Here is a 23,153-nt window from a genome sequence, read left to right as displayed (position 1 = left end):
TGAGTAATTCCAATCATATTAATTTTATTTCATTTGAATGATCAATAACTTGACCAATCTCATATCCATCGGTATTTGAAAGTATATAAGAAACATTTTGTTTTGGAACAACGATAATCATTCCAATCCCCATATTGAAAACCCGATAAATATCATTTTCTTGAACATTTTGTTTAAGTATATCAAAAATTGGCAAAGTTTTTATCAACTTTTTACTGATTTCAGCCCCAAGATTTTTCCCTAAAACTCGTGGTAAATTTTCTACTATACCACCCCCTGTAATATGGGCTAAGGCATAAATCTTATCTTTTATCTTCTTATAAACATCTGTATATATCCTTGTAGGGATCAATAAAGTTTCAATCAAAGGCTTTCCAAAAAAATCATCTTCAAAATTCATTTTAAGTTCATCAAATAAAATCTTCCTAACTAAAGAGTAACCATTGCTATGTATTCCACTGCTTGGTAAAGCAATAAGAATATCTCCGGCTCTAACTTGTGATTCTTTTTGCAAATCAGATTTCTCTGCAATCCCTACAGCAAACCCGCATAAATCAAAATCTTTATTATGATACATTCCTGGCATTTCTGCAGTTTCTCCACCAATGAGTGCACAACCTGCAATTTCACAACCCTTTGCAATGCCCTTTAAAACCTCTAATGCATCCTTTTTGTCTAACTTTCCACTTGCATAATAATCTAAAAAAAACATCGGCAGAGCATTATTACAAATCAAATCATTAACACACATTGCCACCAAATCAATCCCAACACTCCCCAACCTGCCAGAATCAATAGCAAGCCTAAGTTTTGTGCCTACACCATCAGTAGTTGCCAATATAACAGGCTCTTTGAAACCTTTAGGCATTTGATAAGCCCCTGCAAAAGAACCAATCCCTCCAATAACATTTTTGTCAAATGTATTTTTGACATATGGCTTTATGGCTTCTACAAAAGAATTTCCCTCATCAATATCAACACCTGAATCTTTATAAGTAATCTTTTTCATTTTTACCCTATATTACCAGCTGGTTTGATTATATCAAATTATAGTTTTAAAAAAAATATACCCACAAAATACAACAATGTAATTTATTTGTAATCAAACACATTTAAAATCCCTCTTTAATAATCCAAAAATAAAGGCAATGAATGAAAGATATATTCAAAGAAAAAATCTTTTTTTATATTTCTAAAATTTTTGCATTTCTTAGTTTGGCATTGTTGATAAGTATTTTTATTACCCTCTTTATTGAAGCTCTTTTGGCAATAAAAACATTTGGATTTTCCTTCCTTATCTCTACCCATTGGTCTCCTAATAAAGAACAATTTGGAGCTGCTAGTGCAATCTATGGCAGTATCATAAGCACTACTTTAGCAATGACTTTTGCAATCCCTATTTCAATAGGCATTGCTATTTTTATCAATGAAATTTGTCCAAAAAAATTCAAAACCATCATTAGTTCTTGTATTGAGCTACTAGCTTCTATACCTTCAATTGTATATGGGATGTGGGGGCTTTTTTATCTGACACCTATCATTGGAAAATTATTTGGAGGAGTGGGATTGGGGATTTTAAGTGCAAGCATTATTTTGAGCGTGATGATTTTACCCTTTATGAGTATCATTACTAAAGAGTGTATGCAAACCACACCCAATATCTTAAAAGAGTCCGCATACGCACTAGGAGCAACTAAATTTGAAATCATCAAAGACATTATCCTTCCGCATGTCAAAATAGGGGTAATTGGAGGGATTATCCTAGCATTGGGTAGGGCATTGGGTGAGACAATGGCAGTTACTTTTGTAATTGGTAATGCTCACAAGATAACAAACCTTATCAGTCCTGCTACCAATATCCCTGCAACTTTAGCCAATGAATTTGCTGAAGCTGATAGCGATATCTATTACTCAAGTTTATTTTACCTTGCATTGATTTTATTTTGTTTGAGCTTTTTGATAATAGCCACTGCAAAATTTTATCTACTCAATAGGATAAAAAGAAAATGAAAAACTCCAACTTAATTCAACGCAAACGATACAACAAATTAGTCTTATTCATTTCATCATTATTTGCCATATTTATTTTAATACTCCTTATTTTTATTTTAGGGATTTTGATCTACAAAGGTTTCAATGCACTAAATTGGCAAATTTTCACAAAAGATACCGCCTCTCCTTGGGAAAATGGAGGATTACGAAATGCACTTATTGGACAATTGATTTTAAGTGTTGCTGCACTTTTAATTGGAACACCCATAGGAATATTAGGAGGAACTTATTTGAGAGAATATGCCAAAAATCCTAAAATAATTGAATTTATCCGCAATATGAATGAAATTATGCTTTCTGCACCTTCAATCATCATTGGAACTTTCATTTACGCAGTTATAGTTGTGCCTATAGGACATTTTAGCGGATGGGCTGGCATTGCAGCTCTTTGTATTTTGATGATACCTATCGTATTAAAAACCACTGATGATATACTTTCTTTAATCCCTGATACACTCAGAGAAGCTGCAATGGCTCTAGGAGCTCCAAAATATAAAATGATAACTTCTGTTTTATATAGAGGGGCAAAATTAGGTATATTTACCGGGATTTTGCTTGCTTTTTCAAGGATTGCTGGCGAAACAGCTCCTTTATTATTCACTTCACTCAACAGTGCATTTTTTACGCTTAATCTCAATGAACCTTTTCCAAGTCTTACAATCACGATGTTTCAATATGCTTCCTCTCCTTATAAAGAATGGCAACAACTTGGTTTTAGTGCAGCTTTTATATTGATTTTATTTATATTTTTTATCAATATCACAACTAAAATCATCCTACACAAAGGAATCAAATGAATAAAATTGCCCTTGAAATCAAAAACCTAAGCTTTTATTATCCCAATAATAAAACTCCAAGTATTGAATCTATCAATCTCAAAGTCCCCCAAAATAAAATACTTGCACTCATTGGTCCAAGTGGATGTGGGAAAAGCACTCTTTTACGTTGCCTCAATCGAATACATTGTCTATATGAAGGCTGCAGGTATAAAGGTGAAATATTTTTTAGAGAAAAAAACATACTCAAGAAAAAAACAGATTTAATCACACTCCGAACACATATAGGGATGATCTTTCAAAAGCCAACCCCTTTTCCAATGTCTATTTTTGAAAATATCGCTTATGGTCTCAAGCTTCAAGGAATTAAAGATAAAACAATCCTGCATTCCAAAGTACAAAAAGCTCTAAAAAATGCAAATCTATGGAATGAAGTCAAAAATAGATTACAAGACAATGCCAATTCACTTTCAGGTGGTCAACAACAACGTCTATGCATTGCTAGAGCTATAGCTATAGAACCTGAAGTATTGCTTTTTGATGAACCAACCAGTGCACTTGATCCTATTTCTACTCAAGCTATTGAAGAACTCATCATAGAACTCAAAAATAAAATCAGTATAGTGATTGTAACTCATAATATGTCTCAAGCACTTAGGATAAGTGATTACACTGCTTTTATGTATCTTGGTAAATTGATTGAAACAGGTAAAACACAAAATATTTTCACACAACCAGAAGAAAAACTCACTAAAGAATACATCAAAGGTAAATTTGGATGATCAAAACTCAAAACTAAAGCTTGAACCCTTATTAATTTTACTTTTAATTGATAATTGTATATGATGTAATTTTAAAATATACTTTACAATAAATAATCCAAGTCCTAATGAATCTTTATTTTTATTTTTTTCTAAACGATAAAACTTTTTTGTTATTAACTTGATCTCATCTTCTTGTAAACCTCCTCCATCATCAATGACCTTAAATTTATTTTCTTTCAATACAATTTTAATACTCGTTTTAGAATATTTCAAAGCATTTTCAATCAAATTGACCACTACATTTTCTATCAAAATCCTATCTGCAAATATTTCTGTATTTTTTATATTGAGGATAATTTTTTTGTCAGCATAACGTCTCGATAATGTCGGCAGAATCTCTTCTAAAAGGATTTTCAAATCAAAAGTAGAAAATTCAAGCTTCATCAACTCATTTTCAAGCTTCACAGCTAAATTCAAACGATTGATAAGTTTATTTAATCTTTGAGATTGAATATGGATTTTATTCAAAAATCTATACGATTGCTCAGTATTGAGCTCATCTTTGTTTGTTGTCTGTAATATTGCTTCGCAATAACCTGAAATGATTGCCAAAGGATTTTTGAGTTCGTGAGAAAGCGAAGAAATAATTGAAGAGCTTTGTAAGTATTTTAAACGTAATTTTTTGGAATATTTTTTAGCTTTTTTACGTTGTTTTTGAAGCATTTCTGCTATTTTTTGGATAAGCTGAAAAATCTCTTCAAACTCTTTGAACCAAACACGTCTATATGCAAAATCACTAAAATCTTTTTTTGTTAAATTTTGTAAATGATAGATAATCTTATCAAGTTCTTTTTGAGTATTTTTCTTGATAAGAAAAACAAGTCCAAAGCTTAAAATCAAAAATACACCAAATAATGCCAAAAACTCTACCCAAAAAAACCAATGTTTCGTATTATCTTGAGGTAAAAATATTCCAATGTCATAAAATCTACCATCAATGAGTGAATTTTTAGAAAGTATAAAATAAACCTGATTATTTATCTTTATCTTCTTATAAATAGGTTGGGTTAAAAATGTTAGCTTTGTATTTAGAAAAATTTCATCACTAAAATAAATCTTTTGGTTTGTTTTGTCAACAATCAATACTCCAATATTAGAACGTCTTTGTAAATCTTTTAAAAATTTTGAATCAAAACTTCCTTCTAAAATCGAAATATCTACAATTTCAAAAAAAGTATGCAATCTTTCTTGTGCGATTTTTTTATCTTGATATACCTGATTGACATAAGAAAAAATACCCAAAAACAATACAATGCTAAATAATAAACCCAAAATGCTAAAAGAAAAAAGTTGATGTATTTTAAACAAACATATACCCTTCACCACGAACTGTTTTTATATATTGTTCTTCATCTTTAAAATCCATTTTATTCCTAAGACGTTTGATGGCTACATTAACACTCTTTAACTCTCCTTCGCTTCCCCAAATCTCCTCCAAAAGATATGTTCTATCAAGTACCAAGCCTACATTTTTCAAAAAAACCAAAAGTATTTTTGTTTCTAAAGGTGTTATTTCAATGCGGTTTTGATGGATTTCTAAAAAATGTGCTTTTGAATGCAATATGAGATTTTTATATTTATGCACTTCCTCATCATTCAAACCACGATACCTTTTAATGACAGCTTTTATCCTTGCGAGCAATTCATTAAAATCAAATGGCTTAGTAATATAATCATCACCACCACGTTCAAAGCCAATGAGCTTATCTTCTTGAGAATCTTTTGCAGAAAGAAATATAACAGGCAATCTATACCCTTCTTTGCGAATCTCCTTTACAAATTCTGATCCTTCTTCATTGCCTAAATTCCTATCCACAATCATCAAAGAAACATTTTCTTCCAAAAGGATTTTTTTTGCACTCAAAGTTTTCAAACAACCAATCACCTCAAACCCCTCCAACCCTAAACGATACTCTAAAAGTTCTAATAAATCTTCTTCATCTTCAAGCACAACAATCAAATCTTTCATTTTCATACTCCAATCATATAACCAATTTGCTTATAAATTCTTGTTATTAATTTGTAATGATTATATCTTATAGTGATGCTCTTCCAAAAATCAAAAAGGAGATCAAAATGAAATCACTTATATTTTTGTTGCTTTCTGCTTTCTATCTGAATGCTAATCCCATTATCAATGGTGCAGGAGCTTCATTCCCAGCTCATGCTTATATGTCTTGGTTGAAATCATATGAAAAAACAAGTGGGATTAAAATCAACTATCAATCAATCGGTTCTGGAGGAGGTATCAAACAAATCAAAGCCAAAACAATTGATTTTGGTGCGAGTGATGAGCCTTTGAAATCTAATGAATTAGCTAAAAATAATTTATTACAATTCCCTACTCTCAGTGGTGCAATCGTGCTTGTATACAATATAGAAGGGATAGAGGACAATCAACTCAAATTGAGCAATGAAACCATCAGTGACATTTTTTTAGGTAAAATCACCCAATGGAATGATCCTAGAATAATCAAAGACAATCCCAATCTCAAACTCCCTTCTAGCAAAATTGAAGTTATCCATCGCAGTGATGGGAGTGGAACAACTTATAATTTCACACTCTTTTTATCAAAAATATCAAAAAAATGGGCACAAGAAATTGGTTTTGGTAAAGCAATCAGCTGGCCTATAGGGATTGGAGCAAAAGGGAATGAAGGACTTAGTTACCTCATCAAACAAACCAAAAATTCCTTAGGTTATGTCGAATTATCCTACAAACAATATATGAATCTGAATGCAGCACAAATACAAAACACTCAAAAAAATTGGGTCAAAGCCGATTTGAAAAGCATTGAAAATGCAAGCAAAAATGCCATTTGGGATAAAAACAAAGATTTCTATACAGAACTTATAAATCAAAAAGGTAGAGATACTTATCCAATTGTCAGTGCGACATTTATCCTTGTCCCCAAAGAAGGAAAAAATACCCCTAATGTAATCAGATTTTTCAATTTTGCATTCTTGAATGGAGATGAAGAAGCCATCAAAATGGGTTTCATACCACTGCCTCAAAAAGTAAAAAATATCATCAAAGATTATTGGAAATCAAATGGCATTAGTATCCAAAATTAAATATATTTAGTTTTGGATTTATCAAAAATTATAAATTAATGACTCAATCATTATGTTTCTATTTTTTTCTTTTGCACCAAGATGATAAAAATGCTCTTTAGTATCAATATTGAATAAATCCCAATATTCTTCAATATAAATATTTTTTCTATATTGATTATGATTCCAAGTTGAAAGGATAAATCTTGATGGTGTGTTTTTCAATAATTCAAATAACTTTAATTCATCTTTTTCACTCCAAGAATTAAAATAATCCGAATACCTATCAATATAAGGAGGGTCACAATAAATAAAATCATTCTTTTTTGCTGAAGGGATTATATCTTCAAAAGAATCACAAAAAAATGAATAATTATTTGATTTTATGATATTTGATATATTCTTTACCTGATTGGTAATTTTAGTAATATAAGATTTTGTAAATCTGTTAGGCTTTCTACAAAATGGAACATTGAATCCACCCTTGCTATTGAATCTCATCATACCATTAAAACAACACCTGTTTAAAAAAATAAAATCAAAAGAATTCGGAGAGATATTAAATCTTGCCCTGACTTCTTTATAATAACTATCCCCTTCTATAAATAATTTTTTACCTTCTATTTCTAAATATTCTTTTATAGCTTCAGGACTTACAATTTGATTTTTAATATCATTATAAAATCCAATCAAATGAGGGTTAGTGTCAGAAAAAACAGCATTTTTAGGCTGAATATTAAAACCCACGACCCCAGAACCCATAAATGGTTCATACCAAATACCATTTATATTTGTGATTTTAAATTTTATCCAATCAACTAATTTTGTTTTTATCCCTTGGCATTTGATTGGAGGGACAAGTATTGACACTACTTTATCCCTCTATATTCAAGGAATTCTTTGAGTTTAGTTATTTTCTTAATTTTCCCATTTTTATCTGTAATAGTAATTTTTCCATAATTTATCCAATAATCATCAAAAATTTCTTCACCATATTTTACAAAAATACCTCTTCCATTCATAATATCATTTATTTTTGTGATACTACCAATATTCGCAGTATTCCCACTCCCACTAATATCATTGGCAATCTTCCACTTTTCGACAAAAAAACAATCAATATCTTTAATAACTGATGTGATTTTATCCAGATTATCTATACTGGAAAAACTCATCTCATTAACCTCATTGTTCCTTGTATAGATAATACCCAAACAAAAATGCCCATTATATTCTCCATAAGGATATTGTATATTTTTCTTAGAAGTTCTATTCCTAAAATATTCGCCATGCGAACCCAATGTAAAACCATTGCAAAGATCGCTTGTTTTTCGATAAGTCGTTTTAATATCAATAGCATATTTAATTTTTGGATTTTTCCTATATACAAATGATATATCAGGATAATAATTCTGACAATCAGCCAAAACTACATCAAAATCAATACTATTGGCAAATTTTTCAATAACAGGAAAAATATGTATTTCAAGGATTTTTGATACAATTTTAGTATCATTTGAAATAGTAAAGATATTTTTATGTATATCAATAAATCCTTTGATAGACCAGTTATCACATTGATCAGAAACATAGCTTTTAAGGCTTTTTGTAAAATCTAAAAACTCATTAATAAAACATTCTTTATCCACTAAAAACCTTCAAGAAGATAAATATCATATAGGCAATACACGAATATTTTTATCCAGATTTTCCTGCAAAACATTTTCTATGGCAAAAAGTGTACCTGTTGATGCACTCGCACAACCATTACATGCACCCATATAACGAATATATACATCAATATGTCCATCACTAGTATCTTTAATATCAATGATTTCCATATTCCCTCCATCCATCATAAGCATAGGTCTGATGGTATCATCAATGGTTTTATCCACAGCTTTGACTTTTTGAACCATAGTCATATCCTTGAAAGCAAGCTCACCATCAGCAGATTTTTGGAGATTTTCTTTAAGTTTTTGTGTATCCATTTCAGACCTTACCTCCGTGAGGATATCAACAAGATAATATTTTCTCTCTTCATGTCCTCCCTGTTTAATACAACTTTTACAAAAGGCACCTGCTTTGGTATAATTGGTAATTTCTTCAACAGTTTTAAGATCATTGAGTTTAATCACCTCTCTAATAGTGCTCAAACTAACTCTTGCACATTCACACACAATGATTTCATTCTCAAAATCTTGAGCATCTTTACCAAGATAAATTCCTGCTGCTTTCTTGATAACATCATAAGCCATTACCGAACAATGCATTTTTTGTCCAGGCACTGCAGGAGTGTCAGGATTGTCTCGGAGAGCATGTTCAACATCAAGGTTAGTAATCTTAACAGCTTCTTGGACTGTTTTACCCAGACAAAGCTCAACCATCATATCCGAACTGGCAATCGCAGTCCCACAACCAAAACTCTTAAATTTTGCATCAATAATCACATCATTTTCATCTACTAACCAATACAATCTCACTGCATCACCGCAAGCTTCAGCTCCATAATCAGCAACAATCAATTGAGCATTTTTTGTTTTCGCATTTTCTTCTGTAAGAACGCCTAAATGTGTAGGATTATCCATCCTTTGACTGACCTTATTTGAGTAAGCATCCCATAATGCACCACCAATTAAATCATTTTTTGCCATTTTTCTTCCTTTATATAGCTATATAGCTTATCATCAAGCTCCATAAGAACTTGAGATACTCCTGAGTCTTTGAATTGCTTTCCTAAAAACCTCAATTGTATAATCTATTTCTTCTTCGGTGTTGAACCGACTCAAAGATAACCTGATAGCTGTATGTGCAAGTTCTTTATCTGCACCAATAGCTACCATTACAGGATTAGCTTCTAAATCTTCACTAGCACAAGCACTTCCTGTTGAAGCAGCTATCCCTGCTTTATTTAAATCCCAAAGCATAGCCTCACCTTCAATTCCCCTGACACTTATAAGTGTAGTATTAGGTACACGTTGCAAACGATTGCCTATAACAAAAACATCTTCAATATCAAGCAAAGCATCTTCAAGCTTGTTTCTTAAACGCATAACAACTTGATTTTCATAATCAAGATATTCTTGAGCTAATGCCATTGCCTCACCCATACCAACAATATAGGGAACATTTAAAGTCCCGCTACGCCGTCCTCGCATATGTTCACCACCATGTAAAAGGGGTGTTAAAGGAACTCCTGATCGAATATACAGAGCACCTATACCTTTTGGTCCATGAAATTTATGGGCTGAAAAGGACAAAAAATCTACATTTGCCCTGACAACATCAACAGGAATTTTGCCAATAGCTTGAACAGCATCAGTATGAAATAATACATCTGCTTGTCTACAAATTTCTCCAATCTCTTCAATAGGGAATATCAAACCTGTTTCATTATTTGCCCACATAATACTCACCAGAGCAGTTTGAGGAGTGATTGCTGCTTGCACTTGACTGGCTGAAATCGTCCCATCCTTGTTGATAGGCAAGTAAGTTACTTCCACACCTAAAGATTCCAAAAATTTACAAGTTGCACCTACTGCAGGATGTTCAACCTCAGTAGTGATGATATGATTTTTTTCACCTGTATAAATTTTGTCAAAATACACACCTTTCAAAACCCAATTATTACTCTCTGTAGCACAAGAAGTGATTATGATATCATCTTCATTCCTAGCATTAATACCCTCATAAAGTTTGTTGAAGGCATCACTGATGACCGGATGAATTTCAGTACCAAATTTGTGCAATGAATTCGGATTCCCATAATGATCACAAAAATAAGGATCCATTAGATCTTTTACTTTTGGATCAACCATAGTTGTCGCATTGTTATCTAGATATACTCGCCTTTGCATTATTATCTCCTAAATATCACTCATTTTCATGACGCAAAACAAATATAATGTTTTAGTTCTAAAATCGTGTTTTGCTTCACGCAATTTACAAACAAAAATCTTTCAAAAAGTTTAAATTATATAAGAAGATAATTTTACATTAAATTTATTAATTTTTCTACACTCTCTGCATAAAGGAAGTTCTGATTTTCATCCTGTTTGAGAAAATCTTCCATTATGGATTTTTTATCAATAGCTTCATCTAATTGGGCATCAAAACCTTTTTGATAAGAACCAATACGTATTAGGATCTCATTTTCTTTCAAAAGAGCATAAAGACGACGAAATTTTCTTGCTGCTTCTTTATGTTCAATAGAGATGATATCATTACTAATCCTAGAAGCAGAATTCAAAATATTAATAGGAGGATAAAGACCATAATCTGTCATTTCTCTACTTAAAATAATATGTCCATCTAAAATACTTCTAGCTTGATCTGCAATAGGATCTGTCAAATCATCTCCTTCTACTAAAACAGTAAAAAAAGCTGTGATAGAACCTTTACCTTCCTCTTTCCCTGCCCTTTCCATTAGCTGTGGCAAAAGTGAGAGTACTGAAGGTGGGTATCCCTTAGTTGTAGGTGGTTCTCCAAGTGCAAGTCCAATTTCTCTTTGTGCCATTGCAAATCGGGTAACTGAATCCATCATAAAAAGGACATCTTTACCTTGATTTTTAAAGTATTCTGCAATTGCCATTGCACCAAAAGCACCATATTTGCGCATTAAAGCTGAATCATCACTCGTAGCGACAATTAAAATAGTATTATTCAAATCACCATTTAAATTTTTTTGGATAAATTCAGGTACTTCCCTACCTCGCTCTCCTATCAAAGCAATAACCTTTATGGGTGCTGAACAACCCTTAACTATCATCCCCATTAAAGTTGATTTACCAACACCACTACCTGCAAAAATACCCATTTTTTGACCCTTTCCACAAGTCAAAAGCCCATCAATACTTTTTACTCCTACGCTAAAAACTTCATCAATAATACCTCTTTTCATTGCTTTTATTGGAGGAGTGATGACAGGAACAAAAGAGATATCTTTCAATGCTCCTTTATCATCAATAGGTCTACCTAAAGGATCTAATACTCGACCCAATATACTTTCACCTACTGGGAAAAGCAAACCCTCTTTATCTAATGTAACCTTATCGCCTTTTTTAAATCCTTCTACAAATGAAAACGGAGTAAAGCCAAACTCCTCATCTTCACTCACAATCACCATCCCAAGACAATCACTGCCATCTGATCGGTTAATACGAACAACATCCCCAACTGATGGTGTGATTCCGGTAGCATAAACAATATTCGGGGAAATTTTCCTAATCCTTCCATATTGCGGAGAAAGATTAATATTTTGATTTAATTTCACTCTGAGTTCTTTAAGAGACATTCATAGCCTTAGGATTTTGCTTTTATTAAAGAATTTTTTGTTAGAATACAAAATTATACTTTAATATTGCTAAGGAATTCTATGAATTTACAGACAAAAAGAATTAATACTGCAAATGCTTGCGTAACTGCAACTTTACTTACAAAAGATATGGAAAGTAAGCTTAATAAAATAGCAACTAAAATCAGTAAAAATATCAAATTAGATGGATTCAGAAAAGGAAAAGTACCCTTAAATGTTATCAAATCAAGATATAAAGAAAATATTGAACAAGATGCTCAAAAAGAAGCAGTGCAAGAAATCCTTTCAGAAGCCTTAAAAGAACTCAATATAGAACCAAAAGAAATCATTGGTGATCCTATTATAACGAAGTTTGATAAAAAAGAAAATTCTATTGATTTAGAAATTAAAATAAGCTTGAATCCAGATTTTAAACTTGACAACGTTCCTGAATGTATCCCTGAAGTCAAACTCAAAAAAATTACCGAAAAAGAAATAGAAATCAGACTTGAAGAAGTAGCCAAATCAAAAACACCCCTTATTGAAGCTAAAAAAGACAAAAAACTTTCAAAAGGCAATATTGCCAATATCAATTTTGAAGGTTTTATTGACAACAAAGCTTTTGAAGGCGGTAAAGCAGAAAATTTTGATCTACTCATTGGGAGTAACCAATTCATGCCTGGATTTGAAGATGCCCTCATAGGGATGAAAACTGGCGAAGAAAAAGAAATCAATGTCGATTTTCCTCAAGACTATCATTCCAAAGATCTTGCCGGAAAACCTGCTACCTTCAAAGTAAAACTAAATAAAATCCAAGTCAAAGAAACTCCAAAAATTGATGATAATCTAGTGAAATCCTTATTGCCTCAAGAAAAACAACCTACTTTAGAGTTATTGAAAGAAAAAATAAAAGAACAACTTGAACTTGAAAGCAAAACTAAGATATATAATGAGGAACTCAAAGGAAAAGTGATTGAAAATCTTGATAAATCATTTAAATTTGACCTACCTGATCTCATCATCGAACAAGAAATGGATTTGTTATTTAGAAATGCCCTCAATACAATAGAAGAAAAAGAACTTGAAATACTCAAATCCGACACTAAAAAAGCTCAACAAAAACGTGAAACTTTCCGAGAACAAGCAGAAAAAAGTGTTAAAATAACTTTTATCATCAATGCCCTATCCAAACAAGAAAAAATCAGTGTTGAAGATAATGAAGTCCTACAAACCATTTATTATGAATCAATGATGAATGGACAAAATCCAAAAGACACTATTGATTATTACCAAAAAAATAATCTCTTGCCAGCAATGAAAATGGCAATGATAGAAGATAAAATCCTTTCACACCTCTTAGACAAAAAACTTAATAATTCAAACCAAACGCCAAAACCTGAAAAAAAAGCCAAAAAAACAAAAGATAAGGCAGAATAATGAATTATATCCCCTATGTAATTGAAAAAACTGGCAGAGGCGAAAGGAGTTATGATATTTATTCAAGACTCCTTAAAGATCGTATTATCCTATTAAGTGGCGAGATCAATGATATGGTTGCTTCATCTATTGTAGCACAATTATTATTCTTGGAAGCCGAAGATCCAGAAAAAGATATCAATTTATATATCAATTCTCCAGGCGGTGTGATAACAAGTGCTTTCAGTATTTATGACACAATGAATTATATTCGACCTAATATCTGCACAATTTGCATTGGTCAAGCAGCATCAGCAGGAGCATTTCTTCTGAGTTGTGGCACAAAAGGCAAACGATACTCTTTGCCCAATTCCAGGATAATGATACACCAACCCCTTGGAGGTGCACAAGGACAAGCAAGTGATATTGAGATACAAGCCAAAGAAATTTTACGTTTAAAAAATATTTTAAATGAAATTATGGCAAAAAATACATCTAAAACTTTAAAAAAAATATCTCAAGATACTGAAAGAGATTTTTTTATGAGTGCACAAGAAGCAAAAAATTATGGCATAATAGACAAAATACTTGAAAAAAGTTTAAAATAATCTTATAAAGAGGCTACAAATGGCAAAAATTATAAAAGAAGAACCATCAGATTTTGGAAGCAATATATTTTTTGGAAAACTTGACCCTAATAATATAGAAACAAACCAGAATGATAGTTTTGAAATTGAAGATCAAATCACAAAAAAAGTTAGCGAAATTGCATATGATACCGTGAAACAACTTGAACAAGAAGATCTTCCTGCGTTTCCAGGAAACTATCAATTATATTTTGAACGATTATTGGAAAAAGAAGAAGCATCATTTAGACAAAAAATAGAAAATGTAATTGACTTACAATCAATCACTGAAGAAAGGGCTGTTACATTTGAGAAAAATGTAAAAGATGGTTTCAAAAATATTAAACACATTTTAGATTTTATAGCCATATTGTATAAAAATCTTCAGTTAATGCAAAGTATCACTGATAAACATGTTAAAGGGATTGAAAAAATTGATAACAAAATTGCCTTAAACAGTGCCATTGAACTATTTGTAAAAGATATTGAAAAAGTAAACTCTATCACTGCTTCACAATTAGATCAAATCAAAGACCTTTATCAAAAAACTTCTAAAATTATTTCAGATATCAATCAAAGCACTATTTATGATTCACGATTTGGCATCTATAATAAACGTTATTTTATGAATCTGATTGAACGAGAAAACAAAATAATGGAAGAATTTACACATTCATCTAGTGTTTTGGTAATGGCTTTATCAAAAAATATTCAAGATGACTCCGATAAAGCAACCCAAATGGTATTGTTCAAAAGCATTGCTAAATTACTTTTAAAGAATTCAAGGCGAAGTGACATTATTGGGTATCTTGGAGATGGTATCTTTGGTGTAGGGCTAAAATACTCCAACATAGAAAGTGCAACAAAGGCAACAGAGAGATTTGTTCAATCCATTAAAGCAACAAGCTTATTTTTAGGAGATAAAGATATTTCTTTGGAAGTTTCTGTAGGAGTAGCGAAAATATCCCCCCAAAGAAATGCTCAAGATTCTTTAAATGCTGCCCTTTCTGCACTTCAAAATGCCCTTGATGAAAAAATAAGTTACAAAATCTTTCCTGGAGATGAGGTATAATGGCTATTTTAGATATCCTAAAATACCCCAACAAAATCCTCAGAACCCCCTCTCAAGAAGTCGAAAAATTTGATAAAGACCTTCATCAATTCCTAGATGATATGTATGAAACAATGAGTCAAAAAAATGGTGTAGGGCTTGCTGCCATACAAGTAGGTATTCCTAAAAAAATCTTTATCATAAATATTCCAGATGAAGAAAATGAAGTAATTGATAAAAAAAATTTGTTTGAAATCATCAATCCTGTTTTCTTAAAAAAAGAAGGTTCTATTAAATGGAACGAAGGTTGCCTATCTATACCTGAATTTTACGAAGAAGTTGATAGATTTGAAAAAATCACACTAGCCTATCAAGATCGTTATGGAGAGAGAAAAATCTTAAAAGGCGAAGGACTCTTAGCAATCGCTATCCAGCACGAAGTTGATCATTTGAATGGAACTTTATTTATTGATAAACTTCCAATTTTAAAACGTAAAAAATTTGAAAAAGAACTCAAAAAAATCCAAAAAGATATAAAATAGTTTTTTAAGAAAGTATAAAAATGGTTAATAAAATCTTATGTGCTACAAAATTTGGAATCTCGGCAAAAATCGTTGAAGTAGAAGCAACCTTTAGCAGAGGATTGCCTGGATTTATTATTTCAGGGCTTGCAAATAATGCAATTCAAGAAGCAAAACAAAGGGTTCACTCTGCTTTACAAAATAATGGATTTAATTTTCCTCCATTAAAAATCATCATCAATCTTTCCCCTTCTGATTTCCCAAAAAGTGGCAGTCATTTTGACCTGCCAATTGCAATTTTAATTGCTTTGCAAAAAGAAAATATTATTCTAGAAAAATGGTTTGCATTCGGTGAATTAGGCTTAGATGGAAAAATCAAACACAATGACAATATCTACCCAATTTTATTAGATATTGCTCTTTTATATCCTCAAGCAAATATAATTGTTCCAAAAGGCGGTAGAGACTTATTTTGCTTGATACCTAATCTAAATTTTTATTATGTTGACCATATTAATGAAGCTCTAGAAATTCTCAAAGAAGAATCCCCAATCCCCGATACTTATAAAAAAGAACTGGATTTTGCATCCTTTTTAATTGATAATGAACATTATTATTATCCAACTGAGTTTGAATTAGATTTTTCTGAAGTTAAGGGTCAAGATATGGCTAAAAGAGCTGCCATAATAGCTGCGAGTGGCTTTCACAATATTATTTTTGAAGGAAGTCCAGGATGTGGCAAAAGCATGATCGCAAAACGAATGCGTTATATTTTACCTCCCCTCACACTCAAAGAAATGATAGAATCTGTAAAAATCCAAACCTTAAATCAACAAGAAGCATTTTATAGTCCATTTAGGAGTTTTAGGAATCCTCATCAAAGTGCTTCAAAATCAAGTATTTTAGGTTCAGCAACTCAATCAGAACCTAAACCTGGAGAAATTGCCCTTGCCCATCAAGGGATTTTATTTTTTGATGAATTGCCCCATTTTAAAAAAGATATCCTTGAATCCTTACGTGAACCTCTTGAAAATAACCATCTTACTATCTCAAGAGTCCAAAGCAAAATCCAATATGATACTTCATTTCTTTTTATAGGCGCTCAAAATCCTTGTCCATGCGGAAATTTACTCAGCAAACATAAAAGCTGCCGTTGTCAAGAGAAAGAAATACAATCTTATAAAAATCGTTTGAGTGAACCCTTCATTGATAGGATTGATTTATTCATACAAATGAATGAAACCCAAGAAGATGCCAAATCAACTATCACTTCTAAGCAAATGCAAGAACAAATATTTAAAGCTTTTAAACTACAAATATCACGGAAACAAAAAAAATTTAATGGCAAATTGAATGAAAAAGAAGTCCAAAAATTTTGTATCCTTGAAAATGAAGCCCAAACTCTTCTTTCTCAAGCAATCCTACGTTTTAATTTTTCAGAACGTTCTATCCAAAAAATCAAAAAAGTTTCCCGTACCATTGCTGATTTAGATGGTAGCGAATTGATTGGCAAAACACATTTATTAGAAAGCTTAAGTTATCGTAAAACTTAATCATTTTATTTATTATAAAAAATTATAATAATAACTATTATAATTTAAAGAGTTGAAAATGCGAGAATACAAGATTTCGAACTTAGAATGTCCTGATTGTGCCGATCGGCTTGAAAAAGAACTTAATAAGCTAGATATAGTGAAAGAAGCAAAAATTTCTTTTGCCACCAATACATTATATATTGACACTACTGATTTTAAAAAAGTCTCTTCTATCTTAAAAAAACTTGAACCTGATATAAAAATATCTCAAAAAAATGAAGATAATCAAAAACCAAAATTAAGCAACATTATTTATCCTATTATTTTATTTTTTATCGCTATTTTCTTATTGCATTTTTCACAAATAAATTGGCTACATTCAATTGCTTATGGGATTTTAGGATTTGTTTATTTGTATTCAGGCAAAGATGTCTTTTTAGGTGCGATTCAAAACTTCAAAAAAGGATATATTTTTGATGAAAATGTCTTGATGCTTACAGCAACTGTTGCAGCATTTTTTATCGGTGCATATGAAGAAGCTGTTTCTGTTATGCTCTTTTTTGCTACAGGAGAATTCCTCCAAGAACTTGCAGTATCAAAATCTAAAGCTTCCATAAAATCATTACTAGCTGTCGCCCCTGAAATTGCTTACCTCAAAAAAGGCAATAAAATCATCCAAAAAAAACCTCAAGAACTTCAAATAGGCGATACACTTATCATCAAACCCGGTGAAAAAATTCCCACAGATGGCATTGTGATTAAAGGTGAAAGCAGTATTGATCAAAAGATACTCACTGGAGAGTCAATTCCTTTGAATGTAAAAAAAGATACAAAAGTCCTAGGAGGTAGCATCAATCTACAAGGAGTATTAGAAATAAAAGTTGAAAAACTCTATGAAAATTCTTCAGTAGCAAAAATCATTGAACTTGTTCAAAGTGCTGCAAGCAAAAAATCCCAAACAGAAAAATTCATTACAATATTCGCAAGGTATTATACGCCTATTGTATTTTTTGTCGCTTTATGTATTGCATTTTTACCACCTTTATTGAACTATGGAAGTTTAGAAGAATGGGGTTATAGGGGGTTAGTGGTATTAATGGTGAGCTGCCCATGTGCACTTGTAATTTCTGTTCCATTAGGTTATTTTGGCGGGATTGGTGCAGCAAGTAAAAATGGTATACTTATCAAAGGTGCTAATGATCTTGAAGCCTTGAGTCTTGTAAAAACTATTGCTTTTGATAAAACAGGTACACTTACAAAAGGAATTTTTAAAGTCACTCAAGTCATCCCACACAATGGTTATACAAAAAATGATGTTTTAAGGCATGCTTCTTGTGCACAAACTTTTTCCAACCATCCAATTGCAGCTTCTATTAAAGAAGCATATATAGACACTCACCATACACACCATATTGATGAATATGAAGAAATCAGTGGCTATGGAGTCAAAACAATTTGTAATTCTAATCTTATCATTGCAGGGAATGATAAAATCTTGCATAAATTCAACATACCACATAATAATTGCGATATTGAAGGTACTGTCGTTCATGTCGCACTCAATGGGAACTATATAGGCTATATTATCATTTCTGATGAACTCAAAGAAGATGCCAAAGATGGGATTGAACAACTCAAATCAATAGGAATCAACAACATCACAATTTTAAGTGGTGATAATACTTATGCAACAAAAAGAACAGCTGATATACTGGATTGTAAATTCTTTGCCAATCTGCTCCCTGAAGAGAAAGCAAAAATTTTCCAAGAAAAAATAAAAAATAATACAAAAAGTGCCTTCATCGGTGATGGTATCAACGATGCCCCTACAATAGCAAGTGCAGATGTAGGCATCAGTATGGGTGGTGCGAGTGATGTAAGTAAAGAAAATGCAGATATTATAATCACAAATAACTCAATCCTATCGATTGTCAAAGCATTTAAAATTGCTAAAAAAACTAAAAATATCATATGGCAAAACATTATTTTTGCCCTTGCTATTAAAGGTGTGTTCATTGTATTGGGTGTTTTTGGTTTGGCTAATTTATGGGAAGCAGTCTTTGGAGATGTAGGTGTCGCACTCATTGCTTTAGCAAACTCAATGAGAACAATGAGGATTTAAAATTTTATATCAAAAATCTTTTCATAATATTTTTGACATTCTTTATTCAAAATTTCACGTAACTTTTTATATGAACTTACCAGCTCTTTTCCTTTCAAAGTAAGTTCACTACCACCTCCATAACGTCCTCCTTTTTTCTTGATAATAACTTCTTTGATACTTTGTTCCAAAACATCAATATGATTCCAAGCTTTTTTATAATCAATACCACAAGCACTTGCAGCCTTTGATATAGATCCTAATTCATCAATCTTAAGCAATAAATTAGCTTTCCCATCTCCAAAAATCATTTTACCTTTTTCATCTTCAAGCCAAATCTTTATTTTTGCCTCCATTTTCTACTCCTTTGAGTCAAAATCCAAAACCCTTGTAGGATGGGTATAAATATTCATCGCCTTTCCTCTAGCAAATCCTATCAATGTAAGCCCATGAATTTGTGCTGTCTTTACACCTAAAAAAGTTGGAGCCGTACGAGAAACAACAATAGGGACTGAATGCATCACAGCCTTTATAACCATCTCGCTACTAAGCCTGCCACTTACCATCAACACTGCCATAGAAGTATCTAAACCTATCAATCTTGCCTTCCCTGCAACTTTATCAATGGCATTATGTCTGCCAATATCTTCACTACTTATCTTAAAACCATCCTCAAAAAGCAACATCGCTTTATGCACACAACCAGTCTTCAAATACAATTCACTTTCTTTATAAAACAAAGCAATGTTCTTTGAAATCTGTTTTGCTTTTATTTTTAATGCACTTGTATTAAAAGGAATACCAATAACATTTTGAGTATTGCCTGTTATACCACCACCACAACCAGAAACCAATGTTTTTTCTTTATAAAGATTTTGTAAATTATTTTCATTAATTTTAGCTTGGATAAAAACATTCAAACCATCTGCTGCGATTTTTAACTCGAAAATATCCTCTACCCTCTCAATAACTCCTTCACTCAATAGGAATCCTACAGCATGGGCATCCTGTTGCATAGGAATGCACATTGTAGAAATAATTTTTTCTCCATTTAGCCAAATATGCACCCTATTTTCTAAAATCACTATATCTTCTTTAAGGAACACTTCATCTCCATCAAAACGATGGATTAAAATATTTTTTAGTATTTCAGCCATACATTGCCTTTAAAAATTTTGTCTATTTTATCAAGTTTTAAAAATACCTCAAGTTAGTCAATCATTTATTGAATAAAAAACTATCGTTATGTCAATTTTCCATAAATTATGACTGCAATACCAACTTGTAAGCCAAACAAAACTCTATAATTCTTTTTTTAAAATCCACATAAACAATATATAATTATTCTCAAAGAGATAATGTAAGGCAATTAAATATGAATTCCTGTGAATTTCTATTTGTCAATGATCCAAACTTCAAACTTCAAATACAAGGGCAAGAAGATTGGCTTATGATTTCTGATTCTCCTAATTTCCATGCCACTATTTCAAATCATCCTTTCAACTGTGATATTTATGCCCCTGAAATCAATTGGTATTTAAAAAATTCGCAGGCTTCAATACAAATTAAAATCCAAAATATAAAAAGAATGTATTTTTCACGAATGTCTCGATATGATTATGGCACAGAAAGAGATTTTATGACCCATGTTAATCCGACTCTACTCATAATCGGCGAAGGGAATGAGGCTGAAAGTTTTTTAACTTTTATGCAAGATTATAAAGAATTTCATTATGAAATAGGCTTAATTAGCCCAGATAAAATACTCTCTATCTCAGGTAGTTTAGGTGCATTTGAAGCTAGAGTCAAAATTGATGAGGGAGTTGGCAAAATCATTTTTGCTCAAGCAGTTATTTTTTATGAAGATGAAAACCTCATCCGTTTTATGGGAGTAGAAAAAGCAAGTGATTATGAAGATGAATATACACTTTTAGAAAAACTAAATTCAAGAGTAGGCACTTATCATTACAAAACAACCATCACTTATCAAACTCAAAATTGTCAATATTTTCATAGAAGACCTAATAAAGATGGGCAAGGTTATTGTCATAAATGTGCGAATGTATGTCCAACCTTTGGTATCACTAAAGATGATTCATCAATGGAACTAAGCTTTTCACAGCTTGATTGCATTGGCTGTGGAGCATGTGTTGCTGTATGTCCAAGTGGTTCTTTAGATTATGCTCCATTTAATATGCAAGCCTTTAATGAGGCTTTAAAATATTATCAAAATACCCAAATTTTATTAATCGCTCAACCATTTTTAAACCAACTTGAAAATTTTAAAATCCCTCCTCACATCTCACCTCTGATTATAAATAGAGAAAAATTCTTATCAGAAAACCATATCTTAGCCCTCTTACAAGAAAGCGGGAGTTCTTGTGTGTATTTTTCTGAAATTATTTCACAACCTAGCAATGAAGCTATAAAACTTATCAATGATATTTATCAAAAGATTTATCAAAAAACTGGATTTTATATTGCTAAAACACCTTCTGAACTTAATGAATTTATATCCAATATAGAACAAATCCAACCTTATCATTACTCCATAAGTCCTAATGAGTACAAAAGACAGCATTTTGCAGAACGTCTAAGATTTGCCATAAAAAACAATGATTATGGGAATGTCAAAAGCGGAGAAAGTGCAGAATTAATCCGTTATGGAAAAATACATATTCAAGAAGACAAATGCACTCTATGCATGAGTTGTGTAGGTGCTTGCAACGTTGGTAGCTTGCAAGGAAATGCCTCAAAATTTTCACTCCAATTCAATCCATCTTTATGTACAACTTGTGGGTATTGCATAGATTCTTGTCCTGAAAATGCTCTTTCTTTAGAGCTCAGTGGGATAGACTTGAATCCAAATTGGTTTGAAAATAAAACAATAGCTCAAGATGAGACATTCAATTGTATTGAATGCAAAAAAGCCTTCGCTACAAAAAAATCTATTGAAAAAATAAAATCTATTATGATCCCTATATTTGCAGAGGATAAACTTAAAATCAAAACTCTTGAATGTTGTCCGGAGTGCAAAATAAAAATCATGTTTAAAAAAAATTTACAGGAGGTTATTTGATGGAAATTATTCATACAAAAACCCAGGAAATTGAAATCTCTTCTTTACCTATAGATCAAGAAATTTCTATCAATAAAGCTCGTTTGATGTATTACAATTTATTTGGATTCTTTTTTATTTATGGTGAACTAGAAAAAAAATACAAACAAGCTATTTGCATTTTAGAACAAATTTTCACACAACCAATGAATGAAAATGACAAAGAAGATGTATTGAAACTCCTCAAAGAACTCGAAACCAATGGAGCAAAAAACATCACTTATGAATTCAATGAATTATTCATTAACAATTTCAATACCAAAGCTATCAATCTCACAATGTCTTATTATGATGAGGGTTATGAAAGGGGTGAAAAGTATTCTTTAGCAAAACAAATCGTAAAAAAAAGTCATTTTCGTCGATCTGAAAAATTTATAGAGACAGAAGATGATTTAGGATTCTTATGTATGTTCAATACCGCATTGTTGGCAGAAAATAAACAAGACTCTCTCTTGCTTGTCAAAGAAATATTTGACAACATCATCAATCCTTGCGTGAATTACATCATTACTCAAATCCTAAAAAATACTCAAACCTTATTTTACAAACCCATTGCAAGATTATTGACATCATTCATTGAGTTTGAACGTATTTATTTGAATGCTCCTGCTCAAAAATACCTTGATTTTATTGATAAAAGTGAAGCTTTATATAAAGAAAAAAATCCAAAGCTTAAAATTCGCCAAAAAAGACCTTTGAGTATTGAAGAACTTGATGCTAAAGGCTGAGGGATAATTGTCTTGCATTATAGGTTTTTTACAAACCTATAACACAGGATAACTTCCC

At 31.5% G+C, this 23,153-nt stretch carries 22 protein-coding genes; 12 read left to right on the top strand and 10 right to left on the bottom strand.

Annotated elements, in window-relative coordinates; translation table 11 throughout:
* Window positions 1-13 precede the first annotated feature (13 nt).
* Window positions 14-1,009 carry a phosphoribosylformylglycinamidine cyclo-ligase gene (gene purM / locus BKH44_RS03740; RefSeq protein WP_095270186.1) on the bottom strand — a complete coding sequence of 332 codons (996 nt, stop codon included), beginning with the start codon at window positions 1,007-1,009 and terminating at the stop codon, window positions 14-16.
* 143 nt (window positions 1,010-1,152) lie between these two features.
* Here purM and pstC point away from each other — a divergent pair, with 143 nt between their 5' ends.
* The 3 genes from pstC to pstB are packed head-to-tail and all read left to right on the top strand — an operon-like array spanning window position 1,153 to window position 3,610.
* Entirely contained in the window at window positions 1,153-2,010 is an 858-nt protein-coding gene (gene pstC, locus BKH44_RS03735; protein WP_095270185.1) for a phosphate ABC transporter permease subunit PstC, read from the top strand.
* Window positions 2,007-2,849 (top strand): phosphate ABC transporter permease PstA, encoded by an 843-nt coding sequence (gene pstA, locus BKH44_RS03730; protein WP_095270181.1) that lies wholly within the window; start codon window positions 2,007-2,009, stop codon window positions 2,847-2,849. Before pstC ends, pstA begins: the two co-directional genes overlap by 4 nt.
* Window positions 2,846-3,610, top strand: a complete 765-nt coding sequence (pstB, locus tag BKH44_RS03725; RefSeq protein ID WP_095270179.1) for a phosphate ABC transporter ATP-binding protein PstB — start codon at window positions 2,846-2,848, stop codon at window positions 3,608-3,610. Before pstA ends, pstB begins: the two co-directional genes overlap by 4 nt.
* On the opposite strand, the gene BKH44_RS03720 is transcribed toward pstB, so the two are convergent.
* Together BKH44_RS03720 and BKH44_RS03715 are read right to left on the bottom strand one after the other, a co-directional pair.
* Window positions 3,611-4,960: a HAMP domain-containing sensor histidine kinase gene (locus BKH44_RS03720; protein ID WP_095270177.1), complete on the bottom strand. Its 1,350-nt coding sequence runs from the start codon at window positions 4,958-4,960 to the stop codon at window positions 3,611-3,613.
* Window positions 4,953-5,621: a response regulator transcription factor gene (locus BKH44_RS03715; RefSeq protein WP_095270175.1), complete on the bottom strand. Its 669-nt coding sequence runs from the start codon at window positions 5,619-5,621 to the stop codon at window positions 4,953-4,955. Before BKH44_RS03715 ends, BKH44_RS03720 begins: the two co-directional genes overlap by 8 nt.
* A gap of 107 nt (window positions 5,622-5,728) precedes the next feature.
* Between BKH44_RS03715 and pstS the strand changes: the two genes are divergently transcribed.
* Window positions 5,729-6,727: a phosphate ABC transporter substrate-binding protein PstS gene (gene pstS / locus BKH44_RS03710; protein ID WP_095270173.1), complete on the top strand. Its 999-nt coding sequence runs from the start codon at window positions 5,729-5,731 to the stop codon at window positions 6,725-6,727.
* Window positions 6,728-6,748: 21 nt separating this feature from the next.
* Here pstS and BKH44_RS03705 read toward each other — a convergent pair whose 3' ends face one another.
* From BKH44_RS03705 to fliI, 5 genes are all read right to left on the bottom strand, one after another.
* Entirely contained in the window at window positions 6,749-7,576 is an 828-nt protein-coding gene (locus BKH44_RS03705) for a Dam family site-specific DNA-(adenine-N6)-methyltransferase (protein ID WP_095270171.1), read from the bottom strand.
* Window positions 7,576-8,355 (bottom strand): type II restriction endonuclease, encoded by a 780-nt coding sequence (locus tag BKH44_RS03700; protein ID WP_095270170.1) that lies wholly within the window; start codon window positions 8,353-8,355, stop codon window positions 7,576-7,578. The genes BKH44_RS03705 and BKH44_RS03700 overlap by 1 nt, the downstream gene beginning before the upstream one ends.
* Window positions 8,356-8,379: 24 nt before the next feature.
* Window positions 8,380-9,360: an iron-sulfur cluster assembly scaffold protein gene (locus BKH44_RS03695; RefSeq protein ID WP_095270169.1), complete on the bottom strand. Its 981-nt coding sequence runs from the start codon at window positions 9,358-9,360 to the stop codon at window positions 8,380-8,382.
* A 33-nt stretch (window positions 9,361-9,393) separates the two neighbouring features.
* On the bottom strand, window positions 9,394-10,563 hold the full coding sequence (locus BKH44_RS03690) for a NifS family cysteine desulfurase (RefSeq protein WP_095270167.1): 1,170 nt from the start codon (window positions 10,561-10,563) through the stop codon (window positions 9,394-9,396).
* A 134-nt stretch (window positions 10,564-10,697) separates the two neighbouring features.
* Window positions 10,698-11,999 (bottom strand): flagellar protein export ATPase FliI, encoded by a 1,302-nt coding sequence (gene fliI / locus BKH44_RS03685; RefSeq protein ID WP_095270166.1) that lies wholly within the window; start codon window positions 11,997-11,999, stop codon window positions 10,698-10,700.
* An 81-nt stretch (window positions 12,000-12,080) separates the two neighbouring features.
* Here fliI and tig point away from each other — a divergent pair, with 81 nt between their 5' ends.
* From tig to BKH44_RS03655, 6 genes are read left to right on the top strand one after another with little or no spacing between them, the layout of a single operon-like run.
* Window positions 12,081-13,436 (top strand): trigger factor, encoded by a 1,356-nt coding sequence (tig, locus tag BKH44_RS03680; protein ID WP_095270165.1) that lies wholly within the window; start codon window positions 12,081-12,083, stop codon window positions 13,434-13,436.
* Entirely contained in the window at window positions 13,436-14,023 is a 588-nt protein-coding gene (gene clpP, locus BKH44_RS03675; protein WP_095270163.1) for an ATP-dependent Clp endopeptidase proteolytic subunit ClpP, read from the top strand. Before tig ends, clpP begins: the two co-directional genes overlap by 1 nt.
* Before the next feature lie 19 nt (window positions 14,024-14,042).
* Window positions 14,043-15,113: a diguanylate cyclase gene (locus BKH44_RS03670; RefSeq protein ID WP_095270162.1), complete on the top strand. Its 1,071-nt coding sequence runs from the start codon at window positions 14,043-14,045 to the stop codon at window positions 15,111-15,113.
* A complete protein-coding gene (def, locus tag BKH44_RS03665; protein ID WP_095270160.1) occupies window positions 15,113-15,634 on the top strand; it encodes a peptide deformylase in 522 nt (173 codons plus the stop codon). The genes BKH44_RS03670 and def overlap by 1 nt, the downstream gene beginning before the upstream one ends.
* Before the next feature lie 20 nt (window positions 15,635-15,654).
* Window positions 15,655-17,166, top strand: coding sequence for a YifB family Mg chelatase-like AAA ATPase (locus tag BKH44_RS03660; protein WP_095270158.1), 1,512 nt, complete (start codon window positions 15,655-15,657; stop codon window positions 17,164-17,166).
* Window positions 17,167-17,224: 58 nt separating this feature from the next.
* Window positions 17,225-19,270, top strand: coding sequence for a heavy metal translocating P-type ATPase (locus tag BKH44_RS03655; protein ID WP_095270157.1), 2,046 nt, complete (start codon window positions 17,225-17,227; stop codon window positions 19,268-19,270).
* On the opposite strand, the gene BKH44_RS03650 is transcribed toward BKH44_RS03655, so the two are convergent.
* Together BKH44_RS03650 and fdhD are read right to left on the bottom strand one after the other, a co-directional pair.
* On the bottom strand, window positions 19,267-19,605 hold the full coding sequence (locus BKH44_RS03650; RefSeq protein ID WP_095270155.1) for a LysR family transcriptional regulator: 339 nt from the start codon (window positions 19,603-19,605) through the stop codon (window positions 19,267-19,269). The genes BKH44_RS03655 and BKH44_RS03650 overlap by 4 nt on opposite strands.
* A 3-nt stretch (window positions 19,606-19,608) precedes the next feature.
* Complete coding sequence (gene fdhD, locus BKH44_RS03645; protein WP_095270154.1) at window positions 19,609-20,406, bottom strand: formate dehydrogenase accessory sulfurtransferase FdhD; 798 nt, start codon at window positions 20,404-20,406, stop codon at window positions 19,609-19,611.
* A 218-nt stretch (window positions 20,407-20,624) separates the two neighbouring features.
* Between fdhD and BKH44_RS03640 the strand changes: the two genes are divergently transcribed.
* Window positions 20,625-22,328: a 4Fe-4S binding protein gene (locus BKH44_RS03640; protein WP_257842584.1), complete on the top strand. Its 1,704-nt coding sequence runs from the start codon at window positions 20,625-20,627 to the stop codon at window positions 22,326-22,328.
* Window positions 22,328-23,095 carry a molecular chaperone TorD family protein gene (locus BKH44_RS03635; protein WP_095270152.1) on the top strand — a complete coding sequence of 256 codons (768 nt, stop codon included), beginning with the start codon at window positions 22,328-22,330 and terminating at the stop codon, window positions 23,093-23,095. The genes BKH44_RS03640 and BKH44_RS03635 overlap by 1 nt, the downstream gene beginning before the upstream one ends.
* Window positions 23,096-23,153: the final 58 nt, after the last annotated feature.

The organism is Helicobacter sp. 13S00477-4, from assembly GCF_002272785.1.
Classification (GTDB): Bacteria; Campylobacterota; Campylobacteria; order Campylobacterales; family Helicobacteraceae; genus Helicobacter_J.
Note: the sequence above shows the minus strand (reverse complement) of the source record. Positions and strands in the feature narration are given on the sequence as shown.

Bases quoted from the DNA above. Each gene is read 5' to 3' on its own strand.
- BKH44_RS03715 (WP_095270175.1), bottom strand. From the start codon at position 5,621: ATGAAAGATTTGATTGTTGTGCTTGAAGATGAAGAAGATTTATTAGAA.
- pstB (WP_095270179.1), top strand. From the start codon at position 2,846: ATGAATAAAATTGCCCTTGAAATCAAAAACCTAAGCTTTTATTATCCC.
- BKH44_RS03650 (WP_095270155.1), bottom strand. From the start codon at position 19,605: ATGGAGGCAAAAATAAAGATTTGGCTTGAAGATGAAAAAGGTAAAATG.
- pstC (WP_095270185.1), top strand. From the start codon at position 1,153: ATGAAAGATATATTCAAAGAAAAAATCTTTTTTTATATTTCTAAAATT.
- pstA (WP_095270181.1), top strand. From the start codon at position 2,007: ATGAAAAACTCCAACTTAATTCAACGCAAACGATACAACAAATTAGTC.
- def (WP_095270160.1), top strand. From the start codon at position 15,113: ATGGCTATTTTAGATATCCTAAAATACCCCAACAAAATCCTCAGAACC.
- tig (WP_095270165.1), top strand. From the start codon at position 12,081: ATGAATTTACAGACAAAAAGAATTAATACTGCAAATGCTTGCGTAACT.
- fliI (WP_095270166.1), bottom strand. From the start codon at position 11,999: ATGTCTCTTAAAGAACTCAGAGTGAAATTAAATCAAAATATTAATCTT.
- purM (WP_095270186.1), bottom strand. From the start codon at position 1,009: ATGAAAAAGATTACTTATAAAGATTCAGGTGTTGATATTGATGAGGGA.
- clpP (WP_095270163.1), top strand. From the start codon at position 13,436: ATGAATTATATCCCCTATGTAATTGAAAAAACTGGCAGAGGCGAAAGG.
- BKH44_RS03690 (WP_095270167.1), bottom strand. From the start codon at position 10,563: ATGCAAAGGCGAGTATATCTAGATAACAATGCGACAACTATGGTTGAT.
- BKH44_RS03695 (WP_095270169.1), bottom strand. From the start codon at position 9,360: ATGGCAAAAAATGATTTAATTGGTGGTGCATTATGGGATGCTTACTCA.
- BKH44_RS03640 (WP_257842584.1), top strand. From the start codon at position 20,625: ATGAATTCCTGTGAATTTCTATTTGTCAATGATCCAAACTTCAAACTT.
- pstS (WP_095270173.1), top strand. From the start codon at position 5,729: ATGAAATCACTTATATTTTTGTTGCTTTCTGCTTTCTATCTGAATGCT.
- BKH44_RS03655 (WP_095270157.1), top strand. From the start codon at position 17,225: ATGCGAGAATACAAGATTTCGAACTTAGAATGTCCTGATTGTGCCGAT.
- BKH44_RS03670 (WP_095270162.1), top strand. From the start codon at position 14,043: ATGGCAAAAATTATAAAAGAAGAACCATCAGATTTTGGAAGCAATATA.
- fdhD (WP_095270154.1), bottom strand. From the start codon at position 20,406: ATGGCTGAAATACTAAAAAATATTTTAATCCATCGTTTTGATGGAGAT.
- BKH44_RS03635 (WP_095270152.1), top strand. From the start codon at position 22,328: ATGGAAATTATTCATACAAAAACCCAGGAAATTGAAATCTCTTCTTTA.
- BKH44_RS03660 (WP_095270158.1), top strand. From the start codon at position 15,655: ATGGTTAATAAAATCTTATGTGCTACAAAATTTGGAATCTCGGCAAAA.